This is a genomic window from Streptomyces sp. NPDC032161, from assembly GCF_040636995.1.
GTDB lineage: Bacteria > Actinomycetota > Actinomycetes > Streptomycetales > Streptomycetaceae > Streptomyces.
This window is the reverse complement of sequence record NZ_JBEZVN010000002.1, coordinates 223,917-236,128: the sequence shown is the minus strand read 5'-3', so window position 1 is coordinate 236,128 and position 12,212 is coordinate 223,917. Positions and strand designations below refer to the sequence as shown.

General features: G+C 68.7%; 10 protein-coding genes and 1 tRNA gene. 6 read left to right on the top strand and 5 right to left on the bottom strand.

What is annotated here, in order from left to right:
• Positions 1–375: 375 nt before the first annotated feature.
• Positions 376–1,776: an aminotransferase class V-fold PLP-dependent enzyme gene (locus AB0E67_RS06830; protein WP_362021956.1), complete on the top strand. Its 1,401-nt coding sequence runs from the start codon at positions 376–378 to the stop codon at positions 1,774–1,776.
• Complete coding sequence (locus AB0E67_RS06825) at positions 1,773–3,191, top strand: SidA/IucD/PvdA family monooxygenase (protein ID WP_362021953.1); 1,419 nt, start codon at positions 1,773–1,775, stop codon at positions 3,189–3,191. Before AB0E67_RS06830 ends, AB0E67_RS06825 begins: the two co-directional genes overlap by 4 nt.
• Positions 3,192–3,276: 85 nt before the next feature.
• On the opposite strand, the gene AB0E67_RS06820 is transcribed toward AB0E67_RS06825, so the two are convergent.
• Both AB0E67_RS06820 and AB0E67_RS06815 read right to left on the bottom strand, forming a co-directional pair.
• Positions 3,277–3,909: a GPP34 family phosphoprotein gene (locus AB0E67_RS06820; protein WP_362021950.1), complete on the bottom strand. Its 633-nt coding sequence runs from the start codon at positions 3,907–3,909 to the stop codon at positions 3,277–3,279.
• A gap of 14 nt (positions 3,910–3,923) precedes the next feature.
• Entirely contained in the window at positions 3,924–4,949 is a 1,026-nt protein-coding gene (locus tag AB0E67_RS06815; protein WP_362023524.1) for an alcohol dehydrogenase catalytic domain-containing protein, read from the bottom strand.
• 250 nt (positions 4,950–5,199) lie between these two features.
• Between AB0E67_RS06815 and AB0E67_RS06810 the strand changes: the two genes are divergently transcribed.
• On the top strand, positions 5,200–5,742 hold the full coding sequence (locus AB0E67_RS06810; protein WP_362021947.1) for a nucleoside-triphosphatase: 543 nt from the start codon (positions 5,200–5,202) through the stop codon (positions 5,740–5,742).
• Between the two features lie 217 nt (positions 5,743–5,959).
• On the opposite strand, the gene AB0E67_RS06805 is transcribed toward AB0E67_RS06810, so the two are convergent.
• Positions 5,960–7,765: a 5'-nucleotidase C-terminal domain-containing protein gene (locus AB0E67_RS06805; RefSeq protein ID WP_362021944.1), complete on the bottom strand. Its 1,806-nt coding sequence runs from the start codon at positions 7,763–7,765 to the stop codon at positions 5,960–5,962.
• Between the two features lie 310 nt (positions 7,766–8,075).
• Between AB0E67_RS06805 and AB0E67_RS06800 the strand changes: the two genes are divergently transcribed.
• Both AB0E67_RS06800 and pyk read left to right on the top strand, forming a co-directional pair.
• The gene (locus AB0E67_RS06800) at positions 8,076–8,771 is read left to right on the top strand and encodes an SIMPL domain-containing protein (protein ID WP_362021942.1); all 696 of its coding nucleotides are present in this window, start codon (positions 8,076–8,078) and stop codon (positions 8,769–8,771) included.
• Positions 8,772–8,927: 156 nt separating this feature from the next.
• Complete coding sequence (gene pyk / locus AB0E67_RS06795) at positions 8,928–10,361, top strand: pyruvate kinase (protein ID WP_362021939.1); 1,434 nt, start codon at positions 8,928–8,930, stop codon at positions 10,359–10,361.
• 7 nt (positions 10,362–10,368) lie between these two features.
• Here pyk and AB0E67_RS06790 read toward each other — a convergent pair whose 3' ends face one another.
• Together AB0E67_RS06790 and AB0E67_RS06785 are read right to left on the bottom strand one after the other, a co-directional pair.
• Positions 10,369–11,145, bottom strand: a complete 777-nt coding sequence (locus AB0E67_RS06790) for a transcriptional regulator (RefSeq protein ID WP_362021936.1) — start codon at positions 11,143–11,145, stop codon at positions 10,369–10,371.
• Positions 11,146–11,254: 109 nt separating this feature from the next.
• Positions 11,255–11,329 (bottom strand) — tRNA-Leu (locus tag AB0E67_RS06785).
• A 98-nt stretch (positions 11,330–11,427) separates the two neighbouring features.
• Between AB0E67_RS06785 and AB0E67_RS06780 the strand changes: the two genes are divergently transcribed.
• Positions 11,428–12,120, top strand: a complete 693-nt coding sequence (locus tag AB0E67_RS06780; protein ID WP_362021935.1) for a response regulator — start codon at positions 11,428–11,430, stop codon at positions 12,118–12,120.
• Positions 12,121–12,212: the final 92 nt, after the last annotated feature.

The following is a 12,212-nucleotide window of genomic DNA, read 5'->3' as shown; positions in this document are numbered from 1 at the left end:
CCGGCCGGCACCACCCGCCCAACCACCGCCACCCACCGACCCGCGGCAGCCCACCAGCCGCACCCCGACCCACTCGCCCCACCCGCACCACGTACAACACCCACATCCGCACATCACCCGCATCACCCATCACCGCCCAACCCCCCGTGCCCGGCGCACCCTCCACCCACGGAGGCGCCGGGCACACCCATGAGCCGCGCCTCCCACCACCGTCACGCCCCCACTACCACCACCACCTGCCACATCGACCCCACAAGCACCCCACATCCCCCTTTCGAGTTCAGATCACCGCGCTCCACGGCCGCGCCCTCCGAATCCCGGACAAGCTGGCATGTCCACCCACGCCACGCACCACATCCGAAGGGCCCCGCCGTCATGCCCACCCCGCCCCTCGCCGGCTCCACCACCGGCCCCGACGCGCTCCGCCCCCTCCTCGACACCGTCCTCACCGCACTCCAGGACGGCGCGCACCGACGCGACGGCCCCCTGCCCACCGGCGGACCCGACACCGTCACCCGCCACACCCGCACCAGCACCCACCCCCTCATCCCCGACCACGGCACCGGCCCCCACGAAGCCCTCCGCACCCTCGTCACCGCCCTCGCCGAAGGCGCCGCGGACCCCGCACACCCCCTCTGCGCCGCACACCTCCACACCCCACCCCTCGCCCTCGCCACCGCCGCCGACCTCGCCGCCTCCGCCCTCAACCCCTCCATGGACTCCTGGGACCAGGCACCCGCCGCCTCCACCCTCGAAGCCGACACCACCGCCGCCCTCGCCGCCGAGGTCTACCCCCGCCACCCCTCACCCGACGCGCTCCTCACCACCGGCGGCACCGAAGCCAACCAACTCGCCCTCCTCCTCGCCCGCGAACGCAACGGCCCCGTCCAGACCATCCACGCCACCAACGCCCACCACAGCATCACCCGGGCCGCCTGGCTCCTCGGCCTCCCCGAACCCGTCGTCATCCCCGCCCCCACCGGCGTCATGGACCTCGCCGCACTCCAGGAAACCCTCACCCGACACCACCACCGCCCCCTCCTCGTCACCGCCACCGCCGGCACCACCGACACCGGCCAGATCGACCCCCTCACCGACATCGCCGACCTCTGCGCCACCCACGGCGCCGAACTCCACATCGACGCCGCCTACGGCGGACCCCTCCTCCTCAGCCCCACCCACCGCGGCAAACTCCACGGCCTCGACCGCGCCCACAGCGTCACCCTCGACCTCCACAAACTCGGCTGGCAACCCGCACCCGCGGGCATCCTCGCCGTCCCCCACCACACCACCCTCCACCCACTCCACCACCACGCCCCCTACCTCAACGCCGACGACGACACCGAAGCCGGCCTCCCCGACCTCCTCGGCCGCTCCCTGCGCACCACCCGCCGCCCCGACACCCTCAAGATCGCCGTCACCCTCAAAGCCCTCGGCCGCGACGGACTCGCCGACCTCATCGACCGCACCGTCACCACCGCCCACCACCTCGCCGACCTCATCACCAAAGCCCCCACCCTCGACCTCTACGACCGCCCCACCATCACCACCGTCCTCTTTCGCCCCACCGACACCGACGACCACACCGTGGCCACCATCCGCCGCACCCTCCTCACCCGAGGCCACGCCGTCCTCGGCCGCGCCCACACCGGCGACCGCCTCTGGCTCAAAGCCACCCTCCTCAACCCCCACACCACCCCCGAGGACCTCCACACCCTCCTCGACCTCGTCGACGACCTCACCCACGAACTCACGAAAGGCAACACCCCCCGATGACCGACCGACCCGCCCCCCGAACCGACCAGCCACACGACCTCGTCGGCATCGGCATCGGCCCCTTCAACCTCTCCCTCGCCGCACTCGCCCACGGCATCCCCGCCACCACCCGCTCCCTCACCACCGCCTTCTACGAACAACGCCCCGCCTTCCACTGGCACCCCGGCCTCCTCATCGACGGAGCCAGCCTCCAAGTCCCCTTCCTCGCCGACCTCGTCACCCTCGCCGACCCCACCAGCCCCTGGAGCTTCCTCAACTACCTCCGCACCCGCGACCGCCTCTTCCCCTTCTACTTCGCCGAACGCTTCCACATCCAACGCGCCGAATACGACGCCTACTGCCGCTGGGTCACCCACCAACTCCCCGGACTCCACTTCAACCACCAGGTCGACGCGATCCGCTGGAACGACCGGCACGACTGCTTCGAAGTCGACTACACCCACCTCGACGCCGACGGAGAAGCCGAAGCCCTGGGCCGCACCCACACCCGCAACATCGTCCTCGGCATCGGCACCGAACCCCACATCCCCGACCCCCTCAAACCCCTCGCCGAAGCCCCCTCGGTCCCCGTCCTCCACTCCGCCGACTACCTCCACCACCGCCAGAGCATCCTCGACGCGGAACACATCACCATCATCGGCTCCGGACAATCCGGCGCCGAGATCTTCCTCGACCTCATCCGTGCCCGCCCCGCCGGCCGAGAAAACCTCCACTGGCTCGCCCGCACCCCCGCCTTCGCCCCGATGGAATACTCCAAACTCGGCCTCGAACACTTCACCCCCGACTACAGCCACTACTTCCACACCCTCCCCGAAGCAGTACGCGACGAACTCGTCCCCCACCAATGGCAGCTCTACAAAGGCATCGACACCGACACCATCGCCGCCATCCACGACGAGCTCTACCGCCGCACCCTCCACGGCGGCTGGCCCAGCACCACCCTCACCCCCGGCGTCACCGTCCGCACCGCAGGGCGCATCGCCGACACCCGCATCGAACTCCACCTGGAACACACCCAACAAAACACCCGCACCACCCTCACCACCAACGCCGTCATCCTCGCCACCGGCTACCACGAACGCCCCCTCGACCGCATCCTCGGCGGACTCGAACCCCACCTCCACCGCGACGACTCCGCCCGCCCCCGCATCGACCACCACTTCCGCCTCACCCTCGACCCCACCATCACCGGCAACATCTACGTACAGAACGCCGGACGCCACACCCACGGCGTCGGCACCCCCGACCTCGGGCTCGCCGCCTGGCGCAGCGCCACCATCCTCAACCACCTCACCGGCACCACCCCCTACCCACTCCCACAACGCACCGCCTTCACCACCTTCGGCCTCACCCCCACCACCCCACCCGTCCCCACCCAGAACCCCGACCGCATCCCGCTCACCCACAACCACTGACCCCGCACACACCACACAACGCGGCCGCCCCTCCCCAGGAGAAGACGGCCGCTCCGCACCGACCCACCGAAGAACCCCCACCGCATCATTCGCCCCGCCAGATGTTGTCGAAGGCGGCCTGCTCGACGGAACGCCGCAACCGCACGGCCTCCAACCGCGTCAACGCGTCATGGACGGCGGCGAGCACGGTGTCCACGGCGTCGTCGTCCACGCCGGGCGAGTCGGCAGCGCCCACGTCCTCCTCACCCTCCCCACCGTCCCCGCCACGGATCCCGAGAGCCGCCGCCAGACCGACCAGGACGGGCTCCCCCGACGCCCAACGACTCGCCGCGTCACTGCGGTCCGGCGAATCCTCCGGCACGATCCGGCCCGCCCCGAAAGGCACCCCGTGACGGTGCCGCCGAGCGAGCTTCCCCTCCGCCACGAGAGCGGCCAGATACGCCGCCGACAAACCCCGCCCCCTGCGCCACAACCAGTCACCCACCGACTCGTACGGCGCGTCACGAACAAGCGACGACGCGGCCCGATCCAGCAACGGATCGGGCAAGGACGGGACATGACCCGGCACGATGCGATCACCATCCAGAGCGACGGCCTCGACACCGAGCAGATCGATCACCTCTGCCCCCGCCAGAGCGAGCGACAAGTCACCCTGCTCCACAGCACCACCGGACACCTGGTCCAGGCTGACGAACAACAGGTCGCGTGACGTGGTCATGGTAGACAGCCGCATCAACGAGCCGCGAGCACCACACGGAAACGGGCAGCACCCGAAACCATCTTCCGATACCCCTCCGCAACCCGGTCCAGCGGCACGACCTCCACCATCGGACGGATACCGTGCAGAGCACTGAACGCCATCGTGTCCTGCACGTCCTGTGCCGTCCCGGACGGATGACCACGCACAACCTTGCCACTCATGATCAGCTGAACCGGACTGATCCCCAGCGGCTCGGGACTCACACCGATCACCACCAGCTCACCCCGATGCGCCAGCCCGTCCACGGTCGCCGCGATCGCATCGGCATTGGCAGCCGTGGCCAGGACCACCTTTGCACCGCCCAGAGCCCGCAGCGCATCCGCGACCCCCGTGCTCCCCGTGCTGTCGACGTAATGCCGGGCCCCGAGCTGCTCGGCCAGATCGGCCTTGTCGCCCCCACGCGCGATGGCCACGGTCTCGAAACCCATCGCGGCCGCGTACATCACCCCGAGATGACCCAGACCACCGATACCGAGAACGGCCACGAGGTCACCCGGCCGGGCCCCACTGCGCCGCAGCCCGTTGTACGTGGTCACCCCCGCGCACGCCATGGGCGCCGCATCGGTCGCCGCCAGCGCGTCGGGGATCCGCGCCAGGGCGTCGACCGGAGCGATCACGGACTCGGCGAAGCCCCCGTCGTACGCCCACCCGGGAACCTTGAGGTTCTCGCACACGATGAAATCACCCTGCCGACAGGGCGTGCAGTGACCACAGCTGCCCCCGAACCAGCCCACGGCCACCCGATCCCCGACCCGCCAACCACTCTCCTGCGCCCCCTCGCCCAGCGCCTCGACACGACCGGCGATCTCATGCCCGGGCACCAGCGGAAACCGCACGCCAGGCACTCCGGCATCCACGAAGAGCACGTCGCTGTGACAGATCCCGCAGGCGTCCACGGCGATCCGCACATGACAAGGCCCCGGCTGCGGCACCTCACGCTCGACGAGCTCGAAGGGCCCGCCCGCCGTGGCGACCTGAGCGACTCGGTACGTACCCATCCACACCACTCCCGAAAGCACGCGAGGCCCCCTCCTCCCCAGCAGATCAGCTCCGGCCCGATCGCGCGCGCCGAACGGGCCGGAGCCGATCCGACCGCCCGAGCCGGGCAGGTCCTGGCCCCACGAACCGGACGCCCCGGGGGCACCCCGCCCGGCCCGCGCGGAGGCCCGGCCACCCACCCCGATGGGACACTGGCAGCAGGGCCGCACCACCCGGCCACCCGCACCCGCCCACACCTCGGAGCACACGATGCCGACGAGGATCCTGCTGGAAGGACGCCCCGGCAGCGGAAAGACCACCGCCATCCGCCGACTGGCGGAGCTGCTGCACGCCCGGCGGGCCACCGGCTTCACCACCCAGGAGATCCGCGAAGGCGGTACACGGGTGGGGTTCGCCCTGGAGACCCTGGCCGGCCGACGGGCCGTGCTCGCCCACGTCGACCTCCCGGGCCCACCACGGGTCGGACGCTACGGCGTCGACCTCGAAGTCATGGAACGACTGGCCCTGCCGTCCCTGTCGTGGCCGCCTCCGACCCCCACCGCCACGCCGACCCCCGGACGCCTCGTCCTCATCGACGAGCTCGGAAAGATGGAACTGGCCCACCGCCCGTTCCAGGACGCCGTCCGGGCACTGTTCGCAGCCGACATCGATGTCGTCGCCACCGTCCAGGCACAGCACGGCCCGCTCACCGACGCCCTCAAGCGCCGCACCGACATCGAACTCCTCCAAGTGACCCCGGCGAACCGCGACACCCTCCCGGAACGGCTGGCAGCACGTCTGGACAGGCCCTGAGGGCTGTCCCGTAATCCTGGCGGGCGCACGACGACGGATCGCCGCCCCTCGCCACCCTCCCGAACCGTCCGACCAGCCCCTCGGACCACCGCCGCAGCCGCTCGGGCCACGGGCCGTACCCGCCGACCGGCGGATACGGCCCGAAGAACTCCCACCCACGTCCCCGGGCGACGACCACCCCACACGGAACGCCCCACCACGGACCACCGAACAGCCCTCAGAACACCGGCGAGCCGTCCCGCGTCAGACGCCAGTCCACCGAAGCGAACTGCGCGGCATCCACCGAACCCTTCGCCCGCACCCAGGAGATGATCGTGTTACGGATCTCCTCCGAATTCGCCCACACCTGCTTGGCACCCGCCACATGCGGAAAATTGCCGCCACCACTCGCCCGGTAGTTGTTCACCGCCAGCACGAACTCCGCCGCAGGATCGATCGGCTTCCCCTCGAACGACAGATTCACGATCCGCGAACCATTCGGCTTCGCGATATCGATCTCATACGTCAGACCCGACACCGCGTCATAGTTGTAATCCGGAATGTTCTCCGCGTTCGTCAGCTTCGACGTGTCCACCGGAGCACCCGCGGCCGTCCGCACGTAATAACGCGCTGAGAACTCCAGATACTCGCGAATCTGCGCACCCGTCAACACCCGAGCCTCCAGGGTGTTCTCGAACGGATACAACCCCGCCGCATCCCTGATCGTCACGTCCCCTTCCGGAATCCGCGCCGTACGCGAGAAACACGACGCCTGTGAAAGCACCGGAAGCGACGCATAAGCACCGCCCGCCAGTGCCGCCTTCACCGTCTCCGTCTGCACCACATTGATCAGATCGATGATCGGCTCGTCCTTCCACGCCGCCTCGGCCGTCGACATCGCCGCCGACGACGTACCGATGACCTGGTTGACGTACGCCACGACCTTCCGGTGCTCGTCCGCCAACAACCTCGTGATCCTCGGGTCCTCGGCCACGGCGTTCGAGTTCAGCACCCGCGAACCCGCCCGCTCCACCACCCAACGACCCCGCTCCCACACCAGATCGAAGTCGAACAGCGTCAGCCGCTGCCCCCACTTCAACGGCTCGGACAACACCACCTTCTTGCCCGTCCGCTCGTTCTCCACGAAATACTCGGGAATCTCCAGGTGCGCATGCCCCACCAGAATCGCGTCGATACCCGGAACCTGCTCGGCCACCAGAGCCGCCGCGTTCTCGACATGCGGAACCTGATCACCGTACGACGACGTACCACTCGTCCCCGAATGAGCCGAAACGATCACCACGTCCGCACCCATGGAACGCAGCCTCGGCACAAACTTCGCCGCCTGCTCCTCCAGACCGGGAAACACGATCTTCCCGCTCACATTCGCCTTGTCCCAGATAGCGACACCCGGATTGGTCAACCCCAGAACCGCCACCCGCACATCCCGGCCGAACGGCGTACGCATCCGCTTGATCACATACGGGGTGAACGCCGGCCGCAACGACTTCGCGTCCAATGCGTTCGCACCCAGCAACGGGAAGTCACACTGCTCCTCGAACTTCCGCAGCACCGGGATTCCGTAATTGAACTCATGGTTGCCCAGAGCCGCCGCGTCATAGCCGATCGCGTTCATCGCCTGCGCCATCGGATGCACCGGACCACGCCTCGCCGTGATCGGATCGACCTTCGCGTAGTAGTACGACAGCTGGGTGCCCTGGATCGTGTCACCCGCATCGATCAACAGGGTGTTGCGACGGCCCTTCTCGCGGCGCACCTGCTCCACCAACGTGGAGATCTTCGCCAGACCCACATCGTTGTGGTCCTTGTCGTCGAACTCCTTGTCCGTGAAGTAGTCCCAGTTGAAGACGTTCCCGTGCAGATCGGTGGTGCCCATCACGGTGAACGAGTACCGCTTCGGCGGACGCCCGTGGCCGTGCCCATGACCATGGGCCGCGGCGGGGACGGCGGAACCACCCGCCATCGCCGCCCCGGCACCCACGGCCGCCGACGTGCCCAGGAACGTCCTACGGTTCAGCGGCATTTCGTCTCCCACATCTCGGTTCTCGTACAGCTCGGTTCTCGTACAGCGCGGTCGCTCATCCAGCGCGGTGCCCGTGCAGCCCCGTCGCCGTGCGGGCCGGCACCCGCGCGGCGCCACACCCCCGGCACACGGCCGACGCGGCCCGGAGAACGACCGGCACACCGCACCGGCCCCACACCGCACCCCGCCCAGCGCACATACAGCGCACAACGCGCGTAGATAATGACGCAGGAGCCATACCGAGCAACACCCCCACAGGGTTGCGATCCGGTGACCAGCCGCTGTCGTACCCGCATGCCACAGTGGAACCATGACCGACACCACGGCCCCCTACGGCACCCCCGAGCACCCCCGCGTCGCGGTCCGGGGCGAAGCCCGCATCGAAGTCGACCCCGAAATCGCCCACTTGAGCATCACCGTCACCGCCCGCGGCAAGGACCGCCGCACCGCCCTCGAAGACCTCACCCGCCGCAACGGAACCGTCCTCGAACTCCTGCGCTCCTACGGCCCGGCGGTCGAGAAACTCGAAACCGGCGCCCTCTCCATCAACCCCGAACTCGCCGAGAAGGGCCGCGACGAAAAGATCCGCGCCTACCACGGCCGCGTCCACATCACCGCCGTCCTCAACGACTTCACCGCCCTCGGTGAACTGGTCACCCGTGTGGCAGCCCTCGACATGACCCGCGTCAACGGCCCCTGGTGGGCCCTGCGCCCCGACTCACCCGCCCACGCGAACGCCCGCCGCCAGGCCGTACGCGAAGCCGTCCAGCGAGCCCGCGAATACGCCGACGCCCTCGGCTCCCACCTCACGGCTCTCGTCGAACTCGCCGACCTCGGAGCCGAGAACGTCGCCCCGGCCCTGCCCGCTCCGCCCGCGGGATTCCGGGGAAGCGCCGGCTACGGCGCCGCGGCAGCGCCGGCCCCCGCCCTCGACCTCGAACCCCGACGCCAGAGCGTCTGTGCCCAGGTGAACGCCCGCTTCATCATGTCGCCGCCCGAACTGTGAGGCGCGACCCGCAAAAAGGAATACCGGAAGGGAGGAATGCTCATCCGAGCGCATCGGCGCCCAATTCAACACTTGTCAACAACCCTTCATTCAAAGGTCGTTGGGTAGTCACGCGCGGCCAATTAACTACCCGTAGGTAAGGTCTAGGGTCGAACCATGCGCCGAGCGAAAATCGTCTGCACCCTGGGCCCCGCCACCACCTCGTACGAACAGATCAAGGCACTCGTCGAGGCGGGAATGGACATCGCCCGCCTCAACCTCAGCCACGGCACCTACAACGACCACGAAGAGCGGTACCGCCGCGTACGCAAGGCCTCCGACGAGTCCGGCCGCAGCGTCGGCATCCTCGCGGACCTTCAAGGCCCGAAGATCCGACTCGGACGCTTCCGCGAAGGACCCGTACTCCTTGAACGCGGCGACACCTTCACCATCACCGTCGAGCCCATGGAAGGCGACCGCCACACCTGCGGCACCACCTACGACGGACTCGCCACCGACGTCACCCCCGGCGAACGCATCCTCGTCGACGACGGCCGCGTCACCCTCGAAGTCACCGAAGTCGACGGCCCCCGCGTCCACACCACCGTCCTCGAAGGCGGCATGGTCTCCGACCACAAGGGCCTCAACCTCCCCGGCGTCGCCGTCTCCGTCCCCGCCCTCTCCGACAAGGACATCGAGGACCTCCGCTGGGCCCTGCGCACCGGCGCCGACGTCATCGCCCTCTCCTTCGTGCGCAGCGGACGCGACATCGAGGACGTCCACCGCATCATGGACGAGGAAGGCCGCCGCCTCCCGGTCATCGCCAAGATCGAGAAGCCCCAGGCCGTCGAGAACATCGACAGCATCGTCGCCGCCTTCGACGGGATCATGGTCGCCCGCGGCGACCTCGGCGTCGAAATGCCCCTGGAACAGGTGCCGATCGTGCAGAAGCGCGCCATCAACCTGGCCAAGCGCAACGCCAAGCCGGTCATCGTCGCGACCCAGATGCTCGACTCGATGATCGAGAACTCCCGCCCCACCCGCGCCGAGGCATCCGACGTCGCCAACGCCGTCATCGACGGCACCGACGCGGTGATGCTGTCCGGCGAGACCAGCGTCGGACGGTACGCCGTCGAGACGGTCCGCACGATGGCCCGCATCGTCGAAGCCGCCGAGGAGGACGTCCTCGCCAAGGGCCTCAAGCCCCTTACCGACCGCAACAAGCCCCGCACCCAGGGCGGCGCGGTGGCCCGTGCGGCGGCCGAGATGGGCGACTTCCTGGGCGCCAAGTTCCTCGTCGCCTTCACTCAGAGCGGCGACACCGTCAGGCGCCTCTCCCGCTATCGCTCGCCCATCCCGCTCCTGGCCTTCACCCCGGACCCGGCGACCCGCTCCCAGCTCAACCTGACCTGGGGCGTCGAGACCTTCCTCGGCCCGCACGTCGACTCGACGGACGCGATGGTGGCCCAGGTCGACGAGGAACTGCTGAAGATCGGCCGCTGCAAGGAGGGCGATGTCGTCGTGATCACCGCAGGCTCGCCGCCGGGGGTCCCGGGCTCGACGAACCTGGTGCGGGTGCATCGCATCGGCGAGGACGACGGCGGGAAGTAGCCGTTCGTCAGTACTTCGGCCCGACGTGGGCGTCCATGAGAGCGACGGACGCCCGTCGGGCGACGGAGATGTTGTACGCCTTGCCCGCGCGGGTGCAGTGCGTCCACTCGACGCCGAGCCTGTCGAGGGTGCCGGAGAAGAGTTCGCGGATGTCGTCGGACTTGTTGGTGAAGAAGTAGCGCGGATACTCGTAACGCTTCCGCTGGCCGCTGATGACACGGGTGGTCCAGTTGATGACACGGCATCCGTCGGAGTGGATCAGACCACGGACGAAATCCCACGGGTGCGCGTCCACGATCTCCTGTTGCCAGGATGCGAGGGCGATCCGGCGCTCGTGCTTCTTGCCGGGGCCGTGCTGGGGGAAGAGGCAGGGCCAGTGCTTGCTGCAGCAGGTGACGTACTGGCAGCCCGGCCGCTGGACCCGGCAGACCTTGTTGCCCGGTCGCACGAGCCGCACGGCTTCGGTGCAGGCGTCGATGAGGCCCGGCCAGGTGTCGGCGCAGGCGATGCGCAGGGAGTACACATCTCGCCCGGACCGGCTGACGCAACCGTCTCCGAGGTAGAGGCCGAGCAAGTAGGAGTACGAGGCGGGCTTCTCCATCTCGGTGGGTGTGTCGCCGCACCGTGGACACGGCGTGGCCCGGCCCCGGTCGAGGGGTTCGAGGCGTGTCTGCCAGGAGCGGATCGCGGCGCGGGATATGCCCGTTTCCTTGCTTACGGAATTGAGGCTGCGCCCCTGCTCGACCAGCGCCAGCGCTCGTTCTCGGGTACCGATGTCGTACATGGGGCCGAGCCTTGCGGGGCTATGGGGTCCCTGGGTGGGAATGATGTCCCCGTACTCAGATCAAGTGAAGTTCGCCGATTCCGCTGAAACCTTGGAATCTAAGGAAAAGTGCCCCAGGTGGGATTCGAACCCACACTGTCCGCTGTTTGAGAGCGGCCTCTCTAACCAGTTGGAGTACTGGGGCCTTAGAAAGCAAGGGGTTTAGCTGCCCTGTGCGTCACTACCTTACAGGAGCTAGGTAGGCTCGTGGGAGCTGTACCTGTCCTGGAACAAGGAGCCCCCGTGACCACCCCCGAGTCGCCCCAGCCCACCGACGACGACAAGTCGCACGTTCCGCCGCTGACGACCCGTGTCGTCATTGCCGAGGACGAGGCGCTGATCCGTCTCGACCTCAAAGAGATGCTGGAGGAAGAGGGCTACGCGGTCGTCGGCGAGGCCGGGGACGGGCAGCGGGCGGTCGAGCTGGCCCGGGAGCACCGCCCCGATCTGGTGATCCTCGATGTGAAGATGCCGGTCCTGGACGGTATCTCCGCCGCGGAGAAGATCGCCGAAGAGTCCATCGCTCCCGTCCTGATGCTGACCGCTTTCTCGCAGCGTGATCTCGTCGAGCGGGCCCGGGACGCCGGGGCGATGGCGTATCTGGTGAAGCCGTTCAGCAAGAGCGACGTGGTGCCGGCGATCGAGATGGCGGTGTCGCGGTTCGCGGAGCTGAAGGCGCTGGAGAGCGAGGTCGCGGATCTCGCGCAGCGGCTGGAGACGCGCAAGCTGGTGGACCGGGCGAAGAGCATTCTGCAGACGGACTACGGTCTGTCGGAGCCTGCCGCGTTCCGGTGGATCCAGAAGACGTCGATGGACCGGCGGATGTCGATGCAGCAGCTCGCCGAGGCGTTGATCGCGGATGCGGCAGAGAAGAAGGCCGCGGAGAAGACGGCCGCGGAGAAGCAGGCCGCCGAGGAGAAGAAGGCGGGCGAGTAGCCGAGGAGCCCGTGTGTGCGTACGGGGGAGGCCCGCAACCGGTTTCGACCGGGTGCGGGCCTCGTCCGTATGCGGCTCAGGTGCCGCGCGGG